Annotated in this window: 23 protein-coding genes; 9 read left to right on the plus strand and 14 right to left on the minus strand. The window is 63.7% G+C overall.

The annotated features are described in order from the left end of the window. Positions 1-33: 33 nt before the first annotated feature. The 5 genes from ABVQ20_RS19375 to ABVQ20_RS19395 all read left to right on the plus strand — a co-directional run bounded on the left by ABVQ20_RS19375 (position 34) and on the right by ABVQ20_RS19395 (position 6,119). Entirely contained in the window at positions 34-996 is a 963-nt protein-coding gene (locus ABVQ20_RS19375) for an ABC transporter permease (protein ID WP_354462218.1), read from the plus strand. Beyond that, positions 993-1,820 (plus strand): ABC transporter permease, encoded by an 828-nt coding sequence (locus ABVQ20_RS19380; protein ID WP_354461107.1) that lies wholly within the window; start codon positions 993-995, stop codon positions 1,818-1,820. The genes ABVQ20_RS19375 and ABVQ20_RS19380 overlap by 4 nt, the downstream gene beginning before the upstream one ends. After that, complete coding sequence (locus tag ABVQ20_RS19385) at positions 1,813-3,453, plus strand: ABC transporter ATP-binding protein (protein WP_354461108.1); 1,641 nt, start codon at positions 1,813-1,815, stop codon at positions 3,451-3,453. Before ABVQ20_RS19380 ends, ABVQ20_RS19385 begins: the two co-directional genes overlap by 8 nt. Beyond that, positions 3,450-4,454, plus strand: a complete 1,005-nt coding sequence (locus tag ABVQ20_RS19390) for a dipeptidase (RefSeq protein WP_354461109.1) — start codon at positions 3,450-3,452, stop codon at positions 4,452-4,454. The genes ABVQ20_RS19385 and ABVQ20_RS19390 overlap by 4 nt, the downstream gene beginning before the upstream one ends. A 93-nt stretch (positions 4,455-4,547) precedes the next feature. Continuing rightward, entirely contained in the window at positions 4,548-6,119 is a 1,572-nt protein-coding gene (locus ABVQ20_RS19395; protein ID WP_354461110.1) for an ABC transporter substrate-binding protein, read from the plus strand. A 107-nt stretch (positions 6,120-6,226) separates the two neighbouring features. On the opposite strand, the gene ABVQ20_RS19400 is transcribed toward ABVQ20_RS19395, so the two are convergent. Continuing rightward, positions 6,227-7,138 (minus strand): LysR family transcriptional regulator, encoded by a 912-nt coding sequence (locus tag ABVQ20_RS19400; RefSeq protein WP_354461111.1) that lies wholly within the window; start codon positions 7,136-7,138, stop codon positions 6,227-6,229. 145 nt (positions 7,139-7,283) lie between these two features. Here ABVQ20_RS19400 and ABVQ20_RS19405 point away from each other — a divergent pair, with 145 nt between their 5' ends. Beyond that, entirely contained in the window at positions 7,284-8,630 is a 1,347-nt protein-coding gene (locus ABVQ20_RS19405) for an aromatic ring-hydroxylating oxygenase subunit alpha (protein ID WP_354461112.1), read from the plus strand. A 111-nt stretch (positions 8,631-8,741) separates the two neighbouring features. Here ABVQ20_RS19405 and ABVQ20_RS19410 read toward each other — a convergent pair whose 3' ends face one another. The 6 genes from ABVQ20_RS19410 to ABVQ20_RS19435 all read right to left on the minus strand — a co-directional run bounded on the left by ABVQ20_RS19410 (position 8,742) and on the right by ABVQ20_RS19435 (position 14,214). Then, positions 8,742-9,230, minus strand: a complete 489-nt coding sequence (locus tag ABVQ20_RS19410; RefSeq protein WP_354461113.1) for a hypothetical protein — start codon at positions 9,228-9,230, stop codon at positions 8,742-8,744. Between the two features lie 100 nt (positions 9,231-9,330). Then, entirely contained in the window at positions 9,331-10,185 is an 855-nt protein-coding gene (locus tag ABVQ20_RS19415; RefSeq protein ID WP_354461114.1) for a sugar phosphate isomerase/epimerase family protein, read from the minus strand. A 1-nt stretch (position 10,186) separates the two neighbouring features. Further along, positions 10,187-10,963, minus strand: a complete 777-nt coding sequence (locus tag ABVQ20_RS19420; RefSeq protein WP_354461115.1) for an ATP-binding cassette domain-containing protein — start codon at positions 10,961-10,963, stop codon at positions 10,187-10,189. After that, positions 10,960-11,931, minus strand: coding sequence for an ABC transporter permease (locus tag ABVQ20_RS19425; RefSeq protein WP_354461116.1), 972 nt, complete (start codon positions 11,929-11,931; stop codon positions 10,960-10,962). The genes ABVQ20_RS19420 and ABVQ20_RS19425 overlap by 4 nt, the downstream gene beginning before the upstream one ends. A 153-nt stretch (positions 11,932-12,084) precedes the next feature. Further along, positions 12,085-13,074 (minus strand): sugar ABC transporter substrate-binding protein, encoded by a 990-nt coding sequence (locus ABVQ20_RS19430; RefSeq protein ID WP_354461117.1) that lies wholly within the window; start codon positions 13,072-13,074, stop codon positions 12,085-12,087. Positions 13,075-13,152: 78 nt separating this feature from the next. Then, entirely contained in the window at positions 13,153-14,214 is a 1,062-nt protein-coding gene (locus ABVQ20_RS19435) for a LacI family DNA-binding transcriptional regulator (RefSeq protein ID WP_354461118.1), read from the minus strand. Between the two features lie 460 nt (positions 14,215-14,674). Here ABVQ20_RS19435 and ABVQ20_RS19440 point away from each other — a divergent pair, with 460 nt between their 5' ends. Together ABVQ20_RS19440 and ABVQ20_RS19445 are read left to right on the plus strand one after the other, a co-directional pair. Next, a complete protein-coding gene (locus ABVQ20_RS19440; protein WP_354461119.1) occupies positions 14,675-15,634 on the plus strand; it encodes a glycosyltransferase family 2 protein in 960 nt (319 codons plus the stop codon). A 76-nt stretch (positions 15,635-15,710) separates the two neighbouring features. Then, a complete protein-coding gene (locus tag ABVQ20_RS19445; protein WP_354461120.1) occupies positions 15,711-16,742 on the plus strand; it encodes a hydroxyacid dehydrogenase in 1,032 nt (343 codons plus the stop codon). Between the two features lie 38 nt (positions 16,743-16,780). Here the strand turns inward: ABVQ20_RS19445 and ABVQ20_RS19450 are convergent, their stop codons facing one another. Then, positions 16,781-16,921 carry a hypothetical protein gene (locus ABVQ20_RS19450; RefSeq protein ID WP_354461121.1) on the minus strand — a complete coding sequence of 47 codons (141 nt, stop codon included), beginning with the start codon at positions 16,919-16,921 and terminating at the stop codon, positions 16,781-16,783. Between ABVQ20_RS19450 and ABVQ20_RS19455 the strand changes: the two genes are divergently transcribed. Further along, on the plus strand, positions 16,920-17,051 hold the full coding sequence (locus ABVQ20_RS19455; protein ID WP_354461122.1) for a hypothetical protein: 132 nt from the start codon (positions 16,920-16,922) through the stop codon (positions 17,049-17,051). The genes ABVQ20_RS19450 and ABVQ20_RS19455 overlap by 2 nt on opposite strands. A gap of 244 nt (positions 17,052-17,295) precedes the next feature. Here the strand turns inward: ABVQ20_RS19455 and ABVQ20_RS19460 are convergent, their stop codons facing one another. The 6 genes from ABVQ20_RS19460 to ABVQ20_RS19485 all read right to left on the minus strand — a co-directional run bounded on the left by ABVQ20_RS19460 (position 17,296) and on the right by ABVQ20_RS19485 (position 23,177). Further along, positions 17,296-17,580: a hypothetical protein gene (locus ABVQ20_RS19460; RefSeq protein ID WP_354461123.1), complete on the minus strand. Its 285-nt coding sequence runs from the start codon at positions 17,578-17,580 to the stop codon at positions 17,296-17,298. A gap of 207 nt (positions 17,581-17,787) precedes the next feature. Continuing rightward, positions 17,788-18,723: a sugar ABC transporter substrate-binding protein gene (locus ABVQ20_RS19465; protein ID WP_354461124.1), complete on the minus strand. Its 936-nt coding sequence runs from the start codon at positions 18,721-18,723 to the stop codon at positions 17,788-17,790. Between the two features lie 27 nt (positions 18,724-18,750). Further along, positions 18,751-19,713 carry an ABC transporter permease gene (locus ABVQ20_RS19470; RefSeq protein ID WP_354461125.1) on the minus strand — a complete coding sequence of 321 codons (963 nt, stop codon included), beginning with the start codon at positions 19,711-19,713 and terminating at the stop codon, positions 18,751-18,753. Next, positions 19,713-20,708 (minus strand): ABC transporter permease, encoded by a 996-nt coding sequence (locus ABVQ20_RS19475; RefSeq protein WP_354461126.1) that lies wholly within the window; start codon positions 20,706-20,708, stop codon positions 19,713-19,715. The genes ABVQ20_RS19470 and ABVQ20_RS19475 overlap by 1 nt, the downstream gene beginning before the upstream one ends. After that, positions 20,705-22,177 (minus strand): sugar ABC transporter ATP-binding protein, encoded by a 1,473-nt coding sequence (locus tag ABVQ20_RS19480; RefSeq protein ID WP_354461127.1) that lies wholly within the window; start codon positions 22,175-22,177, stop codon positions 20,705-20,707. The genes ABVQ20_RS19475 and ABVQ20_RS19480 overlap by 4 nt, the downstream gene beginning before the upstream one ends. Positions 22,178-22,328: 151 nt before the next feature. Next, a complete protein-coding gene (locus ABVQ20_RS19485) occupies positions 22,329-23,177 on the minus strand; it encodes an amidohydrolase family protein (protein ID WP_354461128.1) in 849 nt (282 codons plus the stop codon). Positions 23,178-23,183: the final 6 nt, after the last annotated feature.

Raw genomic sequence — 23,183 nt, forward strand, 5'->3', positions numbered from 1 at the left:
GCTGTCCGGCGCCGGACCACCGCTGTCGGATTCCTGAAGGGCCGCTCCCTGTCGGCTCTCATCCTTCGCCGCATCCTCCTCGGCGTCGCGCTGCTTTTCGCGGCATCGGTGCTGATATTCGGCGGCGTCGAAGCGCTTCCGGGCGACTTCGCCTCGACCTATCTCGGACAGGAGGCAACGCCGCAGGCCGTCAAGAACATACGCGACGAGCTTGGCCTCGACCGGCCGATGACCGAGCGCTATCTCGGCTGGCTGGGCGGCATCGTCCAGGGCGATTTCGGCACCTCCTGGGCCAACCACAATTCCGTAGGCCAGCAGATCTGGAAGCGGCTCGGCAATTCGCTGCTTTTGGCCGGCGTTTCGGCGCTGATCTCGATACCACTGGCGCTCGGCCTCGGCATGATCGCGGTGCTCTACCGCAACCGTATCCCCGACAAGGTCATCAGCATCCTTTCGCTTGCCGCGATTTCGCTGCCGGAGTTCTTCATCGGCTATCTTTTGATCCAGTTCTTCACCGTGCAGCTCGGCGTCGGCAGTTTTCCCTCGACCGTCTATGACGGCATGAGCCTTGCCGAACGGCTGTCGGCGATCGTGCTGCCGGTGGCGACGCTGGTGACCGTGGTGCTGGCGCACATGATGCGCATGACGCGCTCGGCCATCCTCAACGTCATGTCCTCGCCCTATGTGGAGACCGCCGAGCTCAAGGGCATTTCGGCGCTGCGCGTCATTGCCGAGCACGCGGCGCCCAACGCGGTCGCGCCTGTCGTCACCGTCATCGCGCTCAACCTCGCCGCCCTGGTCGTCGGCGTGGTGGTCGTGGAAGTGGTGTTCGTCTACCCCGGCATCGGCCAGTACATGGTCGACGCGGTGACGGTGCGCGACATGCCCGTCGTCCAGGGTTGCGGACTGATATTCGCCACCCTCTACATCGTCTTGAACATGCTCGCCGACATCGTCTCGATCCTGGCAAATCCGCGCCTGAGGCATCCCAGATGAGACTGCGATCCATGCCCATCAGCGCCCGGATCGGGTCCGCCGGTATCCTGCTTGTCGTCGCCTGCGCCATTCTGGCGCCGCTGATCGCGCCCCACAGCGAGAGCGCCGTCGTCGGCGAGGTCTGGGCCCCGATGGGCGGCGACTTCCTGCTCGGCACCGACAATCTGGGGCGCGACCTGCTTTCGCGGCTGATGTTCGGCGCGCGCGCCACGCTGTTCGTGGCACTCGCCGCGACCGTGCTGTCGTTCTCGATCGGCATGATCCTGAGCTTCACCGCCGTCGTCACCGGCGGCGTGGTCGACCAGATCCTGTCGCGTCTCAACGACCTCCTGATGTCGATTCCCGCACTGATCTTCGCGCTGATCGTGCTGGCGGTGCTGCCACAGAACATCTGGGTGCTGATCATCGTCATGGCGGCGATCGATTCGACGCGGGTCTACCGCATCGGCCGCGCGGTGGCGCTCGACGTCAGCGTCATGGATTTCGTCGAGGCCGCCTGGCTCAGGGGCGAGGGAAAACTCTGGATCATCTTCCGCGAGATCCTGCCCAACACGCTGGCGCCGCTGCTCGGCGAATTCGGGCTGCGCTTCGCCTTCTCGATCCTGTTCCTGTCGACGCTCTCCTTCCTCGGTCTCGGCATCCAGCCGCCGGTCGCCGACTGGGGCGGCATGGTCAAGGACAACAAGGAAGGCATCATCTTCGGCGTGTCGGCGGCGCTGGTTCCAGGTGGCGCAATCGCGTTTCTCGTGGTGTGCGTGAACCTGGTCGTCGACTGGCTGATCGACACCACGGCGAGCCTGAAGGGCGCGCGCGGCGATGTCTGAGATGCTTTCCGTCCGCAACCTTCGCATCGAGGTCACGGCGCACCAGCCCGATGGCTCGAAGACTGAAATGATACTGGTGGACGATGTCTCCTTCGATGTCGGCAAGGGCAAGGTTCTGGGACTCATCGGCGAGTCCGGCGCCGGGAAATCGACGATCGGCCTGTCGGCGCTGGCCTATGGGCGCGGCGGTGTTCGCATAACCGGTGGCCAGATCCTGCTTGACGGCACGGATATCGCCAGGCTCGGCACGAGCGGCATCCGCGCGGTGCGTGGCGCGCGTGTCAGCTACGTCGCCCAATCGGCGGCGGCGGCATTCAATCCCGCGCACAAGCTCGGACGGCAAGTGATCGAGGCCACGATCCGGCACGGCATCATGACTGTCGCGGAAGCAAGGAAGCGGGCTGCCTACCTGTTTGGCGTGCTCGGCCTTCCCGATCCCGACATTTTCGGCGAGCGCTACCCGCACCAGGTTTCCGGCGGCCAGCTTCAACGCGCCATGACCGCGATGGCGCTATGCCCAAGCCCCGAGCTGATCGTCTTCGACGAGCCGACCACGGCGCTCGACGTGACCACGCAGATCGAGGTGCTGGCCGCGATCAAGCACGCCATCGCCGAGACGCACACGGCCGCGCTCTACATCACGCATGATCTCGCTGTCGTGGCGCAGATCTCCGACGACATAATGGTGCTGCGCCACGGCAAGACGGTCGAGTACGGCGCAACCCGCCAGATCATCGAGGCGCCGCGCGAGGATTATACAAAGGCACTGGTCAGCATTCGCCAGACCAAGCGCGAGGAGAAGAGAGAGACAGGGGGCGTGCTGTTGCGCGCCGACGGGATCAGCGCCGGCTATGCCGGACTGAACGTGCTGCACGATGTCTCGCTGGTTCTTTCCAAGGGACAGACGCTCGCCGTTGTCGGCGAATCCGGCTCCGGCAAATCGACGCTCGCGCGCGTCATCACCGGGCTGCTGCCGCCTGCGGCGGGTACGATCTCCTTCGACGGGAAAGTGCTGCCGGCGGCGCGCAAGGACCGCCAGCGCGAGCAGCTGCGCCGCATCCAGATGATCTACCAGATGGCCGACACCGCGATGAACCCGCGCCAGAAGATCCGCGACATCATCGGACGGCCGCTGACGCTCTATTTCGGCATGCATGGCAAGGCCAAGACCGAGCGGGTTGGGGAATTGTTGGACCAGATCGAGATGGGACCGCAGTTCCTCGATCGTTATCCAGCCGAGCTATCCGGCGGCCAGAAACAGCGCGTCGCCATCGCCAGGGCGCTCGCCGCGAAACCAGAGCTGATCCTGTGCGACGAGCCGACATCCGCGCTTGATCCGCTTGTGGCCGAGGGAATCCTCAAGCTTCTGATGCGACTGCAAGACGAGACGGCGGTCTCCTACCTGTTCATCACCCACGACATCGCCATCGTGCGCGCCATCGCCGACAGGGTCGCGGTCATGCATCGCGGCCATGTGGTTCGCGAGGGCGTCAAGGTGACGGTGCTTTCGCCGCCCTTCGACGATTACACCGACCTCCTGCTGAGGTCGGTTCCGGAAATGGAAGTTGGTTGGCTGGAGCGTGTGCTGGAAGGCCGGCGCACCACAGCGACCAGGGAAATGGAGAGATCATGACAGACACCGCCATCAGCGAACGCGCCCGCAAACTCTATGCCGACGCGCTCATCTGGGACACGCATTCCGGCTTCATGCCCGACCCGGCCGCCGATCTCAACAATCTGCGGATCTGGCGCGACGCCGGCATCAACTACCTCTCGATCGATGTCGGCTTCGACCTGATGCCGTGGCAGAACACGGTCAAGACGCTGGCTGCCTTCCGCAGATGGGTTCTTGCCCATCCCGATCACTACCGGCTGGTGACGAATGTCGACGAGATCGTCGAGGCCAAGGCCCAGGGCAAGCTGGCCATCACCTTCGACATCGAGGGCATGAACGCGCTCGACGGCCGCATCGAGATGGTCGAGTTCTACCATCATCTCGGCGTGCGCCAGATGCTGTTCGCCTACAATCGCAACACGCTGGCCGGCGGCGGCTGCCATGACGACGACACCGGCCTCACCGCCTTCGGCAGGCAGGTGATCGACGAGATGAACCGGCTCGGCATGTTCGTCGACGTGACCCATTGCGGCCATCGCACCTCGATGGAGGTGATGGAATATTCGAACCAGCCGGTGATCTTCTCGCACTCCAACGCCAAGGCGCTGGCCGGCCATGGCCGCAACATCGCCGATGACCAGATCCGGGCCTGCGCCAAGACCGGCGGCGTCGTCGGCATCGTCGGCATCAACTTCTTCCTCGGCGACGACAATGCCACGTCGGAACGGCTGGCTGACCATGTCGACCATCTGCTCGACGTCGCCGGGCCCGACCATGTCGGCATCGGCCTCGACTTCGCCTTCCCGGTGGACATGGAAGGCATCGACGAGATCATCGCCAACAATCCTCAGTTCTGGCCCAAGAACGAAGGCTATGGCGCCAAGCCGACTGTCTACGCCAAGCCGGCCCAGCTTGCCGAGATGACCGAGATCCTGCTCAAGCGGGGACATTCGGACCAGACCGTCGTCAAGGTGCTGGGACAGAACTTCTTCAACCTGGCGAAAAAGGTCTGGAAATAGCCTTTTCTGCTCCCGCGACGCCACCGTCATTCTTGCGCCCCCCAGGCATGACTCCAAAAATTTGAACCTCTCAACCAGGCACAGGAAACAGCGATGACAAAACCAGGAGAAGGACTTCTCGGCATGGACCTGACGGCGAACCGCCGCGATTTTCTACGGGGGACCATCGGCGCCGGCATCATGCTTAGCAGCCTTGGCGCGGCCCAGGCGCAAACGCAGACCCCGGTGAAGGGCGGCCATCTGAAGCTCGGCTTGGACGGCGGATCGACCACCGAGTCGCTCGATCCCGCGACCTATCTCAGCTACGTCACGATGACGCTTTCGCGCAGCTTCGGTGATCATCTGGTCGAAAGCGATCCGCTGACCGGCAAGCCCGTGCCGTCGATCGCGGAAAGCTGGGAAGCGAAGGACAATTCCAAGACCTGGACGTTCAAGATCCGCAATGACGTCGAATTCCACAACGGCAAGAAGCTGACCGTCGACGACGTCGTCAAGACCTTGCAGCGCCACAGCGATTCCAAGTCGCGCTCCGGCGCGCTCGGCTTCCTGACCTCCATCACCTCGATCGAGGGCCACGGCAATGAGCTTGTCGTCAAGCTCGCCGAGAGCAATGTCGACCTGCCGCTGATCTTCACCGCCTATCACCTGGTGATCCAGCCGAACGGCGGCTACGACAACCCGACCGAGGGCGTCGGCACCGGCCCCTACAAGCTCGTCAGCTTCGAACCGGGCGTGCGGGCGCTGCTGGAGAAGAACAAGAACTACTGGCGCGATCGCGGCAATGTCGACAGTTTCGAGATCATCGGCATGAACGACGCGACCGCCCGTACGGCGGCGATCACCGCCGGCAAGGTGCATTTCATCAACAGCCTGAGCACCAAGACCATCTCGCTGCTGAAGCGCGTGCCGGGCCTGCAGATCCTGGATACGCCCGGCCGCGGCCACTACACGCTGCCGATGCATTGCGACAAGGCGCCGTTCGACAACAACGACCTGCGCCTCGCCCTCAAATACGCCATCGACCGCGAAGCGATCCTGAAGACGGTTCTTGGCGGCTACGGCACGATCGGCAACGATTTTCCGATCAACGCCACCTATCCGTATTTCCCCAATGAGATCGAGCAGCGCGCCTATGATCCGGACAAGGCGGCGTTCCACTACAAGAAGTCGGGCCATGACGGGCCGATCACGCTGCGTACCTCCGACGGCACCTTCGCCGGCGCGGTGGATGCGGCCGTGCTGTATCAGGAAAGCGCCAAGAAGGCGGGCATTGCGCTCGACATCAAGCGCGAGCCAAGCGACGGCTACTGGACGAATGTCTGGCGCGTGGCGCCGTTCTGCATGTCGTTCTATGGCAGCCGGCTGACGCAGGACCTGATGTACGCCACGGAGTGCCTGTCGGATTCAGCCGCGAACGAAACCAACTTCAAGCGCCCGGACTTCGACAAGCTGATCAAGGAGGCGCGCGCCGAAACCGACGAGGCCAAGCGCGCGGAGCTCTACCACGCCGCGGCCCTCATCGTGCGCGACGAAGGCGGCTCGATCATCCCGGTGTTCAACAACTACCTCAATGCCGCGACCAAGCAGGTCAAGGGCTACGTGCACGACGTCGGCAACGACGCCTCGAACGGCTATGTCGCCACGCGCGTCTGGCTGGAAGCCTAGGCTCAATAGGGCGGCTTCCTCCTCGGCTGGATGAAGCCGTCTCGCCATATGACCAGCCGGACATTTGCCGGCTGGTCATTCCATCGAATGTTCTATCATTTGCCGGCTCAATGTCCGGATATCGCCGACAGGCCTTCTGCGCTGTCCAACAACGCCTGCGCGATGGCCTGGACAGCGGGGCCGGCCTTCTTCCTCGTCAGGAGGTGGAACGAGCTGCGGTGCAGCCGTGACGTGCCGGTCAGGCGCACCAACTGGCCAAGCCGCAGATGTTCCTCGACGAAGCCCGCCCAGGCGAGCGCCGCGCCCCGGCCGGCGATGGTCTCGTGCATCATCGACAGATAGCTGGTGAACCTGGGACCATCGAGGTTGCGCTCGGTGCCGATCCATGACTGCCAGCTGTCGACGGCGCCGGGCCGCGTGGTCATGTGCAGCAGCGGAACGTCGAGGAAGCCCTGCGGGTCTTCGGACGCAAGCGATGGGTGGCGCGCCAGGAAGGCCGGCGAGCACACCGGAAACCATTCGCCGTCAAACAGTTTTTTGGCTACCAGCCCCGGCCAATCCTCGGGCACTCCGAAGCGGATGGAAAGCGCCACGTCCGGCTTGTCGAAATCCCTGTAGTCGACGGAGGTCAGCAGCATGACCTGGCCATTGGGGATGCGCGAGGTGATGAGGTCGAAGCGCGGCATCAGCCACATCTGCGCCAGGTCGTAGCTGCAGCCAACCACGAATGTGTCGCGATCGGGAGCCGACAATCTTTCGACCGCATGCCGGATCGTGCCCAGCCCGTCGCGGATCGCCTCGGCCAGCGTGTCGCCGGCTTCGGTCAGCACGACGCGATTGCCCTTGCGCGTGAACAGCGCGACCGACAGCTGACGCTCGAGATTGGCGACATGCCGGCTCACCGCCGACTGGGCGATGTTGAGCTCTTCGGCCGCCGGCGTCAGGCCGCCATTGCGGGCCGCCGCCTCGAAGACAACCATCGCGTTGAGCAAAGGCAGCGATGTCTTGAGTGTCTTCATGACCAGGATTCCCGCATCGTTTATCACCGCTTCCGTATCATGCTTTTTTGTTATGCTGCCTTGTCATATCCATATTTGCAACATGGGCTTCCGCACCGCACAGTGCTGATGAAAAGTCATTCTCAGCCAGCCGCAGGAGTTTCCGGTGCAAGCTACGACAACGAACCGTCTGCCGCCTGATCGTGCCGGGATCGTCGGCCTGATCGACAGGCACCGTCCCGACTGGTCGCTGGAGCAGCCATTCTATGTCGACCCGGCGATCTTCGCGTTGGAGCGCGAGCTTTGGTTCCCGCGGCAATGGTCTCTTGTCGCCCATGCCAGCGAGGTGCCAGAAAAGGGGCGCTACATCGTGCGCCAGCTTTTCGATGAGGAGATCATCGTCGTGCGCTTTGGCGACGGTGAGGACGACATCGCCGCCTACTACAATGTCTGCACCCATCGCGGCTCAAGGCTATGCACCAAGGACGGGCGCGGCCGGCTGCTCGTCTGCCCCTATCATGCGTGGTCGTTCCGGTTGACCGGTGAACTGCAGAGCCGACAAGACCTGCCCGAAAATGTCGACCCGGAGGCGCTGGGCTTGCATCGCGTGCCATCGAAATGCGTTGGCGGGCTTGTGCTCTGCGGTCTCGACGAGGCCGCCCTGCCGGACGTCCAGCCGGTCGCCGACGCGCTGACCGACGGATTGCGCGAGAACGGCATCAACCGGGCGCGCATCCTTGCCCGCAAGAGCTACCCGACCAGGGCCAACTGGAAGCTGGTGCTGGAGAATTTCCTCGAATGCTACCACTGCCGGCCGGCGCATCCGGAATATTTCCGGGTCAACGCCCATGTGAAGGTCACCGCCGTGCGTGACGAAGACAAGGCGGCACAATGGCAGGAGGAACTGGAGGCCTGGCACAGTGTCATCGGCGATGCCGAGTTCAACAAGCTGGCATGGGAACCGGGCGGCCTCGACATCGCGCCGTTTGGCATGCACCGCAAGCCGATCGGCCCGGGGCGCAAGACGCTTTCCGACGACGGCCAGCCGGTGTCGTGCCTGATGGGCGGCCGCAAGGCCTATGATGGCGGCGAGACCGGGTTTCGCCTCGGCCGGCTGTCCTTCGCCAGTTCTGCCAACGACTATGTCACGCTGTTCCAGATGATCCCGCGCAGCGCCACGGAGACCGACGTCATCCTGACCTGGCTGGTCGACGAGAATGCCGATGCCGACGTGGACACAGACAAGATCACCTGGATGTGGGACGTGACCACGGTGCAGGACAAGAAGATCACCGAGGACAATGCCGACGGCGTCGCCTCCCGCGCCTACCGTCCAGGCCCCTATACGGCGCTGGAGAGCCAGCCATCGTTCTTCGTGCAATCCTACCTTGCCGAGATGCGGTCGCTGATCACCGGCGAACGGCCCGCCACTGCGCCGGTCTGGCAACGGCCGACCAAGGGCTATGCGACGGAACTGGCCTGCGCCGCGCCGCAGGCTTCAGAAGCCGTCTGAACAGTGCGCTGAGGTGGAGGCGAGCTTCACGCTCGCCTTCGGGCTCAGCGCACTGTCTTGGTGGACTACGACGTCCTCCCGCGACCCACCAAGGGCAGGGACAGGCCGCATTCATCGGAGCATGAAGGACCAGAACAGGCAGGCCAGGGTCGCGGCGGCGAAGATGACGAAGAACAGGCTGCGCAGCAGGACGTTGCGCCGCAGGTCGTTCATGACGATATGGCATCCGACAATGGCGACAGCGAACAGGAACCGCCAGTTCAGCAATGCACGCAGGGCCTCTGGCTGGCCAAACACCCATCTGGCGACCAAGCACCCGATGATGCTGGCGAACAGCACAATCACCGTCCAGAAAAGCGCATCGGCGGCATTGGTCAGCACGATGCTGGCGGCGCGGATCGGCAGCACCATCATCAGCATCGCACTGAAAAAGTAGATGGCGGCCAGCGGAATGAATGTCCCGGCATCCGCGATGCCGTCGAGGCGCTTCACGCCGACCGCACCGAATGGATAGCCATGCCTGGCCACAGCAAGGCTCAGCGCCATGAGCAATGCCGACAGGACGGCGACCAAGGCGAATGAAGTGAGGGCTCTGCTCATGACGTTTCCAAGCGAATCGGACGGGATCAATCCTAGTCTACGCTCGTAAACTGCTCGTAAGCGTCGGCGCTTTTGAACTCCTCATCCGCAATTGGTTGGACTATCCCAACGTCAACCCCGCCTTCCTCGCTTCCTCACGCAAGAACGGCAGGCCGACGCCAATGACGTCGTCCGGATTGTCGGCCACCGGCCGCCAGACAGCGAGCCCGCCGGCAATGTCGACGTCGACATGGTTCATGCTTTCGAGCGTGATCGCGCCGGTGTAGCCGATGTCGGCGATGGCCTTCATGCAGGCCGCCCAGTTGAGCATGCCGCGCCCCGGCACGCCGCGATTGGCTTCGGATACGTGGACATAGCCGAGATAGGGCGCGGCGGCGCGGAAGCCGGCGTCGAAGCTCTCCTCCTCGATATGCATGTGGTAGGTGTCGAGATGGATGAAGATGTTGTCGGCTCCGACGCGCTCGATGATGTTGGCGGCATCAATGCCGCGATTGATCAGATGGGTCTCGTAGCGGTTGCAGGGCTCGATGCCGAGCTTCAGCCCATGTGCCTTGGCGGCCTTCGCCGCTCGCCCGAGGAAACGGCACATGCCGTCGATTTCCTCCGTGGTCGGCGCGCGTCCGGAGGTCTTGCCGATCGTGCCATAGGTGACGCCGCCGAGTGCGGTGCTGCCCACCGCTTCGCAGACGGCGAAGGCCGGTTCGAGGAAAGCCAGCGCTTCATCCGGCCGCGCCACGACATCGAGCGAGGCAGGCAGGCCGAGCGACGGAACGAGTTCGACGCCCTGCCGTTCGGCGAAGGCGCGCGTGCGCCTGGTGTCGATCTCCTCGGGGCGCAGCAGCGGAATCTCCAACAGGCCGATGCCGAGCCCCTTCAACCGCTCCATCTGCGGCTCGATCAGGTCGAGGTCCCAGACCGGCGCGATGGCGAAAGTGTGCAGTCCAAAAATGTTCATTTCAGCCTCTCTGTTCGTGCGCCGCCGCGGCGCTGGTGTCGCCGCCGCCGACGATGCGGCCGACGACCTCGTTCATGTTGGTTTTCGCGGTGACCAGATTGGCCTCGGCGCGACCGTGGCGCAGCACCACGATGCGGTCGGTGACCGCCAGCACGTCGTTCAGCCTATGCGAGATCAGGATGACGGCGATGCCTTCCGACTTCAGCCGGCGGATGAGGTCGAGCACGCTTTGCACCTCACGCACAGCAAGGGCGGCCGTCGGCTCGTCCATGATGACAAGCCTGGGGTTGAAGGTCAGGGCGCGGGCGATCGCTACCGTCTGCTGCTGGCCGCCCGAGAACGAGCCGACCGGGCGGTTGATCGATGGCAGATGCGCGCCCAGCCGCTCGATCATTTTTGCTGCCTGGCGATCCATCTCGGCCTTGTCGACAAAGCCCGGAAACAGGCCGAACAGTCTCTTCACCGGCTCGCGGCCGAGGAAGATGTTGGCAGCCACGTCCTGCTGCTTGGCCAGCGACAGGTCCTGATAGATCATCTCGATGCCGAGCCGGCGCCGCTGGCCTGGGTCCAGCGGCAGGATGTCCCGGCCATCGAGCTGGATGGAGCCGGAATCGGCCCGGTAGATGCCGGTGATGGTCTTCATCAGCGTCGACTTGCCGGCGCCATTGTCGCCGACCAGGCCGATCACTTCGCCGGCCTCGACCGACAGGTCGACGCCGTGCAGCACGTCGACCGCGCCGAAGCTTTTGCGGATGCCATTGAGGGCGAGAAGGGTCATACGCGCGACTCCTTGCGCACCTGATACTGGTCGATGAACACGGCCAGGATCAGCACGGCGCCGATCGCCATCTGCTGGTAGTAGGATTGGACCGCGAGCAACGTCAGCCCGTTCTGCAGCACGCCCATGATCAGCGCGCCGATCATGGTGCCGAGGATCGAGGCGCGGCCACCGAACAGATTGGTGCCGCCGATGATGGCGGCGGTGATCGCGGTGAGCTCGTAGTTGATGCCGGCGGTCGGGTCGCCGGCATTGACGCGGGCGGTGAACAACAGACCGGCAAGGCCGGCGAGCGCTCCCGACAGCGTGTAGATGATGCGGCGATGATGCTCGACGCGGATGCCGGCGGCGCGCGCCGCACCCTCGCTGTCGCCGAGCGCCAGCGTGTGGCGGCCAAAGCGCGTGTAGGCGAGCAGGCAATGCGCGACGATCGCCGCCAGCACCAGGAGGATGACCGGCATCGGAATGCCGAACGGACGGCCTTGGCCGATGTATACGATTTCGGGCGGCAGGCCGTAGATCGCCCTGCCCTGCGAGATGACCAGCGCCAGCCCGCGCGCCAGGCCGAGCATGCCGAGCGTGACGATGAAGGCCGGCACGAAGGCGCGGGTGACCAGTTGGCCGTTTATGTAGCCGGCAATGCCGCCGGCGATGATGCAGGCGGCAACCGCCAGCGGCGACCACCAGCCGAGGTTCACCGCAACGAAGGCGCCGGCGACGCCGGACAAGCCCATGACCGAGCCCAGCGACAGGTCTAGCCCGCCCGAACCGATGACGAAGGTGGCGGCGATGGCCAGCACGCCGATCGTCGAGGTCGCGAGCAGGATGTTGAGGACATTGCTGAGCGACAGGAAATAGGGCGACAGCACCGCCATGACGGCGCTGAGCGCCAGGAGCACCAGCAGCGATTCCAGGCGAATGTGGAGCCGTTCGACGGATGCGCGCTGCACCCGGGACCAGAATGACATTTGGTTGCACCTTTGAGAGAGGGCAGTAGGCAGTAGGGATTGGGCAGTAGGGCAGTAAGTGATCAGCTCTGAGGGCGGAACATGCCTGTTTCCCTACTGCCTACTGCCTACTGCCTACTGCCTACTGCCTACTGCCTACTGCCTATCCCCTTCCTACTTCACATACTCCAGCATCGGCTCCTTGCCGGCGTCGATCACGTCCTTGGTCAGCACCAGGGTCGGCACGGCGATGCTATCCTCGACCTTGTCGCCAGCCAGCGCCTTCTTGACGTTCTCGACCGCCTGCTTGCCGACGAGGTAGGGCAGCTGCGCCACCGAGGCATTGAGGCGACCTTCCTTGATCGACTTGACCGCGTCGGAATTGCCGTCGACGCCGATGATCGTCACCTGCGGGCCCTTGCCGGCGGCGTAGACGGATTCGACAGCACCCAGCGCCATGCCGTCATTGGCGCAGAAGATGGCGACGAGGTCGGGATGCGCCGTCAGCGTGTCGGTGGCGATCGAGGCGGCCTTGCCACGATCCCAGTCGCCCGGCAGCGAGGCGACGATCTGCAATCCAGGCGCCAATTCTTTCAGCTTGTCGGCAAAGCCCTTGGCGCGCTTCTCGCCGGTGATGTTGCCGGAAAGGCCCTCGATCACCAGCACCGGCCCCTTGGCGTCCTTGCCGAGCTTGGAGACGAGATATTCGGCCCCTTGCGCGCCAGCTGCATTGTTGTCGGAGCCGATGTGGAAGGTGACCTTGATGCCTTCCTTGTCGAGCACCGCCTGATCGAGATTGTTGTCGAGATCGACGATCTTGATGCCGGCCTCCTGCGCCGTCTTCAGGCACGGCAGCAGATTGGTCGAGTTGATCGCCGCCGTGATCATCGCCGCCGGCTTGCGCTCCAGCATGGTGTTGCACAAATTGAGCTGCGGCTCGGCCGCCTGGTCGCTCTCAGCTGCCTGCTGGAAGATCTTCACGCCGGCTTCCTTGGCGCCGGCTTCGACGCCCTGGGCCATCGCGCCCCAGAACGGATTGGCCAGTGTCTTCATCAGCACGCCGTACTCGGCGTCGTCGGCCTTGGCTGCGGAGATGGCCGAGAACGCCATCGCGACGCCCAGAGCCAGAGTAAATCGATTTATCTTCAGAACGAACGATGTCATTGCCTTCCTCCTGTTGATGTCACGCGCCGCGAGCCAAAGCCAGGTCCGGCGCCTGCCTTCCGTCTTCGACAATGGGGGCTATTGTCGGTCTCCTCCCCCGGAATGCGGGCCGTTGCCTGGCGAGCCAACGGATTCCCGCATCAAAACCTGGCAGGGTTCGAGCCGTGCGGTAGGCTGGCCCTCCTCGCCCTCTATCCTGCGAAACAAAAGGTTCATCGCCTCGATGGCGATCTGCCGCACCGGCTGCACGACGGCGGCGATGGCCGGCCAGGTCACCTGCATCCATTCGGCGTCGTCGAAGCCGACCAGCGAGATGTCGTTGGGGCAATGCCAGCCGCGCCGGCGGAATTCGGAAAGCGCAACCAGCGTGCCCTTGAGCAGCAGCGAATAGACAGCTGTCGGCCGCTCGCCCCGCCCGAAATAGTCGCGCAAGGATGCCCGCAGCGGCTCGACGCTGACCTCCGACAGGATGACGTCGATGCGGATCGACGGGTCGAGCGCCAGCGCCTGGCTGCGGAAGCCGTCGAGGCGGGCGCGCACCGTCGCCGCCTGTTCGGCCAGACCAATGACCAGCACATGGCGATGGCCCTTGCCGACCAGCATCCTTGCCACTTCGGCGCTGGCCGCCGCGCTGTCGGCGGACACCGTGTCGAAGGCATCGTCGGACAGCACGCGGTCGATCAGCACGCCGGTCATGCCGTTGGCTTTCATGAAGGCGGCCGCCGGACCATGCTCGTTGCGCACCGGCGCTAGCACCACGCCGGCTACCCGCCAGTCATGCATGCGGGCGAGGATTTCCTTTTCGCGCTCTTCGGATTCGCGGCTCGATGCCGCCACCAGCGTGTAGCCGCGCTGTTCTGCGAGGCTTTCGAGTTGCGTGACCATCTGGCCGAAAAACTCGCTTTCGAATTCCGGCATGATGGCGCCGATGATGCGGCGCTTGGCCCGGCGCATGTCGGACGCCAGCGGATCGACGCGGTAGCCCAATTGCTCGATGGCATCGAAGACGCGCTGCGCGTTTTCCGGCTTCACCGTGGTGACGCCGGCCATGACCTTGGAGACGGTGGCGGCGGACACGCCGGCGCGGCTTGCCACGTCGTGGATCGACGGACGCCGCTGCCGGGCTTCGCGATGCGCCATTTGTCCTCCTCCCGAGGGCGGGACCTTGCATCATGCCCCACTGATGTAATGGATAAATCGATTTTTCGCAGTTGTAAATCGGTTAATCCGAGGCGTAGTCTGCGGTTCGCGTCGCCCAGAAACATACCATCGGGCTTGACCTGAGGAGAGAACCGGCTTGGGGCAATGTTCTTTGCTTTGATGATCCGCATCAAGACCCTGCGTATCGGTGCGCCTCGCCGGGCGGTGGCTGGCGAAGGCACGCCGGCAACCTATCAAAAAGCCTGCTCACCCGGCCCCTGCGTTCAACCCGGCGGCAGCCATGGTCGTCCGCGCCGAGCGAGGGAAAAACTTTCATTGACAGGCCAATGTCTGGTTGGTTGGCTTTCACACGGGGAAAGCATCTCCACGAACAAATCCCGCCAGACGAAAGGTTGGCGGGGCGAGTTATCCGGCCAAATTTGGGAACAGAGATCGTGTGGTGAACCGCAATATGTCCAATCTGTTGATTTGCGGTGTCTGTATGATCAAGGATGCGGTCGATCTCGTGCCTTTCCTATGTGGGCATTATCTGCGGATTGGTTTCGATCGGCTGGTGTTCATCGACGATGGGTCGACTGACGGAACCTACGAGGCGCTTCAATCGATCAGCCGTGCCTGCAACAAGATTGTTGTCGAGAAAACTGGCGACCCGGTCTACCGGCAGAAGCAAGTGATGAATGAAGCTGCGAATACGGCGGTCGCCGACGGCTATCCGATCGTCTTCCCCTTCGACTCGGATGAGTTCTGGAACATTGATGCAGTACAGATCCGCATCGCGGCGAAAGGGCCAGGCGTCTTCGTCGGTCGCTGGCTGCATTTCGTTCAGGATCGTGGCCAAACCGGGTTCAGCCGGCGGGGCTTGCTCAATGTACGATATCGGGCTCCAGTGTTTGCCGACACATCGCCCGCAACGGTAGAACGCTACGAACGATCGTTCGTTTGTTCGAGTATGCCCAAGATTGGCTTCAGAGCCGACGGGCCAGTCCATATAGACTGGGGTCAGCACCAGCTTCTGGGCAACTCCTGGCCAACGCTTGCAGACAGCCTGGAAGTGTTTCACCTGCCTTTGCGGGCCGCCGCCGCCATCGATTTGCGAGTGGCTCTAGCTGAAAGAACATTGGTAGGGCGCGAGCCCGGGCATAACTGGCAGGCACGTTTCTTTCGCGAGGCCGCCAAAGCCGGCAAGCAGGCTGTCGTCTGGGCGTCAAACAGCGCCAGCAAAGACGGCTTTCTCGATCTTCCAGGTGCGAGAGTCATGCTGATCGAGGATTGTCGCCTGGGCCTGGCTCTGCGGCAGGCCTGGCGTTACATGCTGCTTCACTATCCGGTTCAGATGTTCCGCCTGCCGGCCGAACCATCGGCGTGGTGGCCATGCCATTCGAAGGTCAGGGGCCGATAGTGCGGCCAGTCGCTCGATCCGAACCAAACATTCTGTCTGAGGGGCGCGACAGTGATCGCGCCGGGAGGAATTTGTCATGTCCAACAGCGCCTTGCCGCTGGTGATCAGCGCGCCGGAACCACGCACGCTCGACCTCATCTTCACGCCACCGCAACTGGCACGCCTGCGGGCCAACTACCGCATTGTCGAGACGACGGCCGATGGCGTGGCGAAACTGCCGGCCGATGTGCTGGCGGAGGCCCGCTACATCGTCGGCCAGCCGCCGATCACGCCGGAAACGCTGGAGACAATGAAGGCGCTGCGCTGCGTCTTCAATGTCGAGACCAATTTGCTCAACAACATGCCCTATGAGACGCTTTTTGCGCGCGGCATCCATGTCGTCACCACCGGGCTGGTATTCGCCGAGCCGGTGGCCGAGCTTGGCCTTGCCATGGCGCTCAACCTCGCCCGCAACATCGTCGATGCCGATCTCGCTTTCCGGCAGGGCAAGGAGCTTTGGGGCGGTGACGGCAACCAGACGGCGCAGCTTTTGTCCGGCGCCGACGTTGGCATCATCGGCTTCGGCGATCTCGGCCGCGCGCTGAACCGGCTGCTGTCCGGCTTCCGCACCCGCACGAAAGTCTTCGACCCTTGGCTGCCGCCGTCGATCCTGATCGACAATGGCGTCGCGCCGGCTTCGCTGGACGAGGTGCTGTCGCAGAGCGATTTCGTTTTCGTCGTCGCCTCGGTGACATCAGAGAACCAAGGGTTTCTCGGCGCCGATGCCTTTGCCAGCATGCGCAAGGGCGCCGCCTTCATCCTGCTCAGCCGCGCCGGCGTCGTCGACTTCCCCGCCCTGATGGCGGCGGTGAAGAGCGGCCACATCGTCGCCGCCAGCGACGTCTTTCCGGAAGAACCGCTAGCGCAGGACCATCCAGTGCGCGACCTGCCCGGCTTCCTGCGCTCGGCCCATCGCGCCGGCGCGCTCGACATCGCCTTCAAGCGCATGGGCGATATGGTGCTGGAGGACATGGACCTGATCGACCGCGGCCTGCCGCCGCTGCGCTCCAAACGCGCCGAGCGCGAGACGGTGTCGCGGATGCGTTCCAAGCCGGTGGACAAGAATTGAGACGAGCGCCCTGAGGCTGCCTGCGCCTCGCTCATGCCCTACCGCAGATACCCGACCACGAGACGGATGGCCTCCTCGACGAGCGCTTCGATTGCTTGCTTCGAGAGCTTTTCGGGGGCGTTCAGAACCGCGGTGTAGGCCAGCGCCTCTATCGATGTCACCGACACGAAGACCGCCATGCCGAGGTCAGCTATGCGCAGCTCATCGCTGTGGGCTTCGAAGCCGCACAATTATCTGGGACTGCCGACGCCTGAAGGCTGCGATGCGCGTGCAATCATCCTGCGCACCGCCGCCAAGGGATTGATGTAGGAGACGGAAAACCAAGCGAATGTGGAACCTTTGCACGGCACCTGAGTTTCCCACCCGGATCGTCTCCCATTCGATCCTGAACTCCTCCAATCAATACCCCGCCAAGCTCCCTGCTGGCGGGGTTTTTTGTATCTGGCTGCGACACGCCGACTGTCGGAGAACAAAACCAATCCAAGGCTGAATCCGATCACCCTTGTCGGACACGCCGATGCCGGAACAGCCAGGGGTGCGCTTCTCGCAAGCCCTACGCCTTGTTCGCCGACCGACGCGATGTCGCATAGAGGATGGCGAAGCCGACTACGCCACCGATGGCGTATTTGATCCAGGCAGTGAGATAGTCGACGGCTCCGTCTTGGCTGGATATATACAGGGCGGCGCCGGCAAACGTCATGGCCGTGATGCCCAGCGCGTAGGATGTAACAAGTCCGATGCCCATGACCTTCCTCAACAGCCACGCCACCAACGCCCCTGTCAGCGCCATGAAAAAGGCCACGCCCAAAAGCTCTGCTATGAACCCCGGTGAAATCATTGTCTCTCCCCCTATCCCAATTCAGAGAGTACCTGTTCGGACCGGGAATTGCAACCATGACGGGTATTTATCTGCAGACTTTCTCCTCAATGCTACCTGCCCTGATGCCGTTCCGAAGCGGCCCGCAGGCCGTTGACCAAGGGCCATAACGAAATGGCCCGGCAAAGCCGGGCCAAACCGTAGGTTGTCAAGAGACAGCTCCGCAAATCAGAAAGCGGGCTTGGTGGTCTCGACGTTCTCCTTGGTGACGACGGTCAGCGGGATCGGGATGCGATCCTTGACATCCTTGCCGTCGAGGATCTCGGCCATGGTGTTGATGGCGAGCTTGCCGTCCTCGTCGGGCGACTGGACGATGGTCGAATACATCTCGCCGGACTTGATCGACTCGAAGGCGTCCTTCTGGCCGTTGATGCCGACGATCGGCGGCGTCGGCTTGCCGGGGTTGGCTTCCTTCCAGGCGTCGATGAAACCCCGCGCCATGGTGTCGTCATTGGCGTAGACGCCGTTGATCTTGTCGCCGAAGCGGGTGATCAGGTCGCGGCTGGCGACCAGCGCCTTCTGCTGATCGAAGTCGGCGTTGACGGTGTCGAGCACCTCGATCTTGCTGCCGAGTTTCTTGAGGTGATCGACGAAGCCGCCGACGCGCCCGATCGTGGTGCCGTTGCCGGCCTGGCCGGCGATGACGATCACCGCGCCCTCGCCCTTCAGCGCCGTGTTCAGCGAATCGGCCGCCATCTTGCCTTCCTCGTAGACGTCGGGACCGGTGAACGACTTGATGAACGGCTTGGCCTGGTCGCTCATCGGCGAGTTGATGAGGATGGCCGGTATGTTGGCCTGCTGCGCGCGCGCCAGCGCGGGGATATAGGCCTGCGGGTCGAGCGGCCACAGGATGATGCCGTCGGCCTTGCGGGCGATGCAGGTGTTGAGCTGCTCGGTGCCGGTCTGGACATCGAAATTCTGGCTGAGGCCGAGCACCTCGATTCCGAGTTCCTTGGCGCGCGCTTCGAGCGCCTTGTTTGCCGGCGTCGCATAGGCATGCGAGTCGGCGGCCGTTACGTAGCAGACCGTCTTGGCCTCGGCCCAGCCGGCTGAAGCCAATAGCGCCATGGCGCTGATAAGCAATGCGGTTTTCCTGGTAGTCATGGTTTCCTCCTTTTGAATGCTATTTTTTCAGGCAGAGACGGCTGCCCGTGTGTTGGCCCGCGCGGTCGTCCTGACCGTGCGGTCGAGAACGACGAGCAGAATGAGAATGAGGCCGGCGACGACCTGCTGGACGTAGGCGGGGACGGACTGGAACTCCATCGCGGTGGTCAGCGAGGCGATGGTGAGCACGCCGCCGAGCGTGCCCAGCGCCGAGCCCCGGCCGCCCTCGAGGCGCGTGCCGCCGACGACCACCGCCGCGATCACCGAGACGGTCAGTTCCGAACCGAACATCGGCGAGCCTGTGTTGGTGGCAAGGCTCTGCAGCACGCCCGCGACCCCCGCCAGCGTGCTGGCGAAGACGAAGCCGAGAAACACCATCTTGCCAGACGAGATGCCGCTGGCCTCGGCGGCGATCGCATTCGAGCCGACGGCGAACAGATTGCGGCCGGACACGGTGCGGGTCAGCCAGAAATGCAGGAGCAGGATGGCGGCCAGGAACAGCGCGCTGCGCACGGTGAAGATGTCGAAATAGATCTTGGCCAGCGCCAGCGAGAACATGATGTCGGTGCCCGACACTGGCTGGCTGGCGGTGATCCAGTGCGCGATAGACCGGAAGATCAGCATGGTGGCCAGCGTCGCTACCAGCGAATTGACCTTGAAGCCGACGGACAGGATGCCGTTCAGTGCACCGGCGGCCGCTCCGGTCAGAACGCCGACGCATGCTGCCGGCCAAAGCCCCAGGCTCGGCTGCAGCTGGATCGAGACGATGCCCGCCAATGCAAACACCGCGCCGCCTGACAGATCGATCTGGCCAGCGATCAGCAGGACCGTCAGGCCGATGGCGATGATGCCGATGGTCGAGCTGCGGTCGAGGCCAAGGCCGAGCGTGGTCAGGCTGAGGAAGCCCGGCACCAGCAGCGAGGCGACGATGAGCGTGAGGCCGAGGATGAGCGCGACCCGGTAGCGGGCGATTTGCGAGAGGAGAGCCATCACGCAACACCCCGCTTGCGAAGGGCGACATCGAGGGCGACCGCAATGGCGATCAGCAGGCCGAGGATAAAGCCCTGGACGGGCGTGCGCACGCCCTGCAGCACCATGACGTTGGTGAGCAACTGGACGAAGACCAGCCCGGCGATGGCGCGCGGCACCGAGCCGAAACCGCCCATGATCGAGACGCCACCGACCACCACGGCAGTGATGGCGCTGAACTCATAGCCTGTGCCGACAAGCGGTCGGGCGCTCTGCAGGGTCAATCCGAGCAACGCACCGCTCAGGCCCGAGCACAGTGCGGTGATGATGAAGGCTCCGGCCTTGACGGCACGAACCGGCACAGCGCTGGCTTCAGCGGCACTGTAATTACCGCCCGTGGCGATGGTCCACCGGCCCCAGAAGGAGCGCGACAGGACGAAGTTTCCGATGAGGGCGATGGCCAGGAAGATCAGGGCGATGGTGGGAATACCCAGAACCCGGCTCTTGACCAGTGCCGCCGTGGCCGGGTCGGTACCGTAGACGATGACGCCGCCGACCGCCGCCTGGACAATGCCGAGCACGATGGTGCCGACGCCCAGCGTGGCGATGATCGGGTTGATGCCGACATAGCCGACCAACAATCCGTTGACGAGGCCGCAGGCGCCGGCCAGCGCGACCGCCAGGACGAAGGCGGGAACCGGGCCGATCATCGGCTGCAGGGCAAGCGACAGGATGGCGCCGCAGGCGATGGTCGCCGGCACCGAAAGGTCGGCAAGGCCGCCGACGACGAGCACGAAGGTCATGCCAACCACAACGATGCCGACGATGGCCATCGAGGTCAGGACATTGACCAGATTGCCTGTGGTGAAGAAGACCGGGCTGGCGAGCGCCCCGTAGAGCACCACCGCCAGGATGGCGATGAGCAGGCCGGCACGAGAGACGGTGTCAACGAGCCGGCTGCCACGGTTGAAACGTGGGTTGGTACGATCCTGCATGGAGAGGGCGATGTCCGTCATGCCGTTTCTTCGCCCGTGGCGAGCGCCATGATGCGTTCTTCCGACAGGTCCTTGCGCTCGATCGCCGGCGAGGCACGGCCGTCACGCATGACGACGACCCGGTCGCAGACGCCGAGCACTTCGGGGAGTTCGGACGAGATCATCACCACAGCCATTCCCTTCGCGACGAGTTCACCGATGATGCGGTGGATTTCGGCCTTGGCGCCGACATCGACGCCGCGCGTCGGCTCATCGAGAATGAGCACGGACGGCTTGGCCGACAGCCATTTGGAGATGACGGCCTTCTGCTGGTTTCCACCCGACAGAAGGTTGATGCGGCGCTCGGGATCAGGCGGGACAATGGAAAAGTCCGCAGCGTATTTCGCCGCGAGCTTGCGGTCGGCGCTCAGGCTGACGCGGCTGAAGCGGGAAAGCCGGCGCAAGACCGGCAGGCTGATGTTCTCGCGCACCGTCATGGACGGGATGATGCCGTCTCCCTTGCGGTCTTCCGGCACATAGGCGATGCCGGCCCTCATCGCCTGTGACGGCGAGCGGATGGTGACGGGCTTGCCATGGGTCTCGATGCTGCCGGCGGTCAGCGTGGACAGGCCGAAGATCGCCTTGGCGACTTCGGTGCGGCCGGCACCGACGAGGCCGGTCAGGCCGAGTATCTCGCCAGCCCGGACATCAAAGCTGACATTGGAAAAAGTGACGCCGTCGCCGAGGCCTCTGACCTTCAGCACCGGAGCGCCGATCGTCGAGGGCGTCTTCGGGAACACGTTGGTGACCTCGCGGCCGACCATCAGCTTGATCATCTGCGCGGCGGTGATGCCGTCGGCCGGACGCGATTCGATCATGCTGCCGTCGCGCAGGATGGTGACATCGTCAGCGATCTCCAGCACCTCCTTCAGCCGATGGCTGATGTAGACGATGGCGATGCCCTGCGCCTTCATCTTGCGCAGGATGCGGAACAGCGCCGCCGTCTCGTGCTCGCTCAGGCTCGATGTCGGCTCGTCCAGCACGATGATACGCGGGTTGGCGGCATAGGCCTTGGCGATTTCCACCAGCTGCTGCTGGCTGATCGAAAGATCGCCGAGCCGCGCCTTGGGATCGATGTCGGCGCCCAATTCCTTCAGGACGGCGGCCGCGTTACCGACCATCGCGGCCTTGTCGACCAGCAGCCATTTGCGCGGCATGCGGCCGAGATGGACGTTCTCGGCGACGGTCAGGTCGGGCACCAGGTTCAATTCCTGATGCACCATGCGGATGCCAAGTTTCTGCGCATCGGCCGGCTTGCGCATGCGCACTTCCACACCGCCCACCTCGGTGGTGCCGGTGGTTGGAAGATAGGTGCCGCTGAGCACCTTCATCAACGTGGATTTGCCGGCGCCGTTTTCGCCGACGATGGCGTGGACGCGGCCGAAATCGACAGAGAAATTGACATCGGAAAGCGCCTTCACGCCTGGGAAGATCTTGCTGATCCCTTGCATGCGAAGAGCGCTCGTCGCGGCCGACATCCCGTCCCTCACCCGTTTCCGATTTCAGATGCGTGGCGGCCGTCCTGCAGCCTTCGTTGTTCTATAACACTAATATAACACACGGTGCAAGGATTGTCCCGCATGGTTTTTGGGCAGCCCTGCATCAGATCGACAGCTGGTAGAAGCGGACGGCATTCAGGCCGTAGACGGCCGCCTGCTGATCCTTCAAAAGCTGGGGGTCGAGAACGGTGCGCAGCGCGTTGAGCGCCTCGGCATAACTGCCCGCCAGCAGGCATACGGGCCAGTCGCTGCCGAACATCAGGCGGTCAGCCCCGAAAGACAGCAGCGCCTGGTCGACATAAGGTTTCAGATCGCGCGGGCGCCAGCTGTCGTGATCCGCTTCGGTGATCATGCCGGAGAGCTTGCAGAAGACATTGGGAAATGCGGCGACACGCTGCAGGTCGCTGGCCCAGCCATTGAATGCACCCGACGCGATGGAAGGCTTCGAGATGTGATCGATCACCGCCCGCAAGCCGGGCACGGCGTCGAGGGCCTTGGCGACGTTTCTGAGGTGGCGGGGATAGGTCAGGACATCGAAGGCGACACCGCGTTCAGCAATGACCCGCAGGCTGGAGATGACAGAAGGCCGCAGGATGTAGGCATCATCCGCGAGATCCTGCAGCATGGGCCGCAGGCCGACGAATTTGGGATTGGCCATGAGCGCGTCGAGCTTGACGGCGAAGGCCGGGTCTTCCATGTCGAGCCACCCGACCACGCCGGCGACAAAATCGGTCTCGCCGGCAAGCGCCAGCAGGAAGGCCGTTTCGTCCTCCGTCTGCGCGGCCTGGACGACGACGGTCTTGTCGACGCCGGCCTTGCGCAGAAGCGGCGCCAGGTCCCGCGGCAGATAATCCCGGTAGAGCGGCGCTCCCATGCCGGGCGACATCCAATGATAGTCGCCACGGTCGACCCGCCAGAAATGGTGATGCGCGTCGACGATGGGGCTGGCCATGGCGGT

Origin of the sequence: Mesorhizobium shangrilense, assembly GCF_040537815.1 — a bacterium.
Lineage (GTDB): Bacteria > Pseudomonadota > Alphaproteobacteria > Rhizobiales > Rhizobiaceae > Mesorhizobium > Mesorhizobium shangrilense.

Excerpts from the sequence above, each read along its gene's own strand:
- ABVQ20_RS19385 (WP_354461108.1), top strand. The coding sequence starts at position 1,813 with ATGTCTGAGATGCTTTCCGTCCGCAACCTTCGCATCGAGGTCACGGCG.
- ABVQ20_RS19470 (WP_354461125.1), bottom strand. The coding sequence starts at position 19,713 with ATGGCTCTCCTCTCGCAAATCGCCCGCTACCGGGTCGCGCTCATCCTC.
- ABVQ20_RS19380 (WP_354461107.1), top strand. The coding sequence starts at position 993 with ATGAGACTGCGATCCATGCCCATCAGCGCCCGGATCGGGTCCGCCGGT.
- ABVQ20_RS19390 (WP_354461109.1), top strand. The coding sequence starts at position 3,450 with ATGACAGACACCGCCATCAGCGAACGCGCCCGCAAACTCTATGCCGAC.
- ABVQ20_RS19425 (WP_354461116.1), bottom strand. The coding sequence starts at position 11,931 with ATGTCATTCTGGTCCCGGGTGCAGCGCGCATCCGTCGAACGGCTCCAC.
- ABVQ20_RS19460 (WP_354461123.1), bottom strand. The coding sequence starts at position 17,580 with ATGATTTCACCGGGGTTCATAGCAGAGCTTTTGGGCGTGGCCTTTTTC.
- ABVQ20_RS19450 (WP_354461121.1), bottom strand. The coding sequence starts at position 16,921 with ATGGCGGTCTTCGTGTCGGTGACATCGATAGAGGCGCTGGCCTACACC.
- ABVQ20_RS19400 (WP_354461111.1), bottom strand. The coding sequence starts at position 7,138 with ATGAAGACACTCAAGACATCGCTGCCTTTGCTCAACGCGATGGTTGTC.
- ABVQ20_RS19430 (WP_354461117.1), bottom strand. The coding sequence starts at position 13,074 with ATGACATCGTTCGTTCTGAAGATAAATCGATTTACTCTGGCTCTGGGC.
- ABVQ20_RS19455 (WP_354461122.1), top strand. The coding sequence starts at position 16,920 with ATGCCGAGGTCAGCTATGCGCAGCTCATCGCTGTGGGCTTCGAAGCCG.
- ABVQ20_RS19415 (WP_354461114.1), bottom strand. The coding sequence starts at position 10,185 with ATGAACATTTTTGGACTGCACACTTTCGCCATCGCGCCGGTCTGGGAC.
- ABVQ20_RS19420 (WP_354461115.1), bottom strand. The coding sequence starts at position 10,963 with ATGACCCTTCTCGCCCTCAATGGCATCCGCAAAAGCTTCGGCGCGGTC.
- ABVQ20_RS19435 (WP_354461118.1), bottom strand. The coding sequence starts at position 14,214 with ATGGCGCATCGCGAAGCCCGGCAGCGGCGTCCGTCGATCCACGACGTG.
- ABVQ20_RS19475 (WP_354461126.1), bottom strand. The coding sequence starts at position 20,708 with ATGACGGACATCGCCCTCTCCATGCAGGATCGTACCAACCCACGTTTC.
- ABVQ20_RS19395 (WP_354461110.1), top strand. The coding sequence starts at position 4,548 with ATGACAAAACCAGGAGAAGGACTTCTCGGCATGGACCTGACGGCGAAC.
- ABVQ20_RS19485 (WP_354461128.1), bottom strand. The coding sequence starts at position 23,177 with ATGGCCAGCCCCATCGTCGACGCGCATCACCATTTCTGGCGGGTCGAC.
- ABVQ20_RS19480 (WP_354461127.1), bottom strand. The coding sequence starts at position 22,177 with ATGCAAGGGATCAGCAAGATCTTCCCAGGCGTGAAGGCGCTTTCCGAT.
- ABVQ20_RS19410 (WP_354461113.1), bottom strand. The coding sequence starts at position 9,230 with ATGAGCAGAGCCCTCACTTCATTCGCCTTGGTCGCCGTCCTGTCGGCA.
- ABVQ20_RS19465 (WP_354461124.1), bottom strand. The coding sequence starts at position 18,723 with ATGACTACCAGGAAAACCGCATTGCTTATCAGCGCCATGGCGCTATTG.
- ABVQ20_RS19445 (WP_354461120.1), top strand. The coding sequence starts at position 15,711 with ATGTCCAACAGCGCCTTGCCGCTGGTGATCAGCGCGCCGGAACCACGC.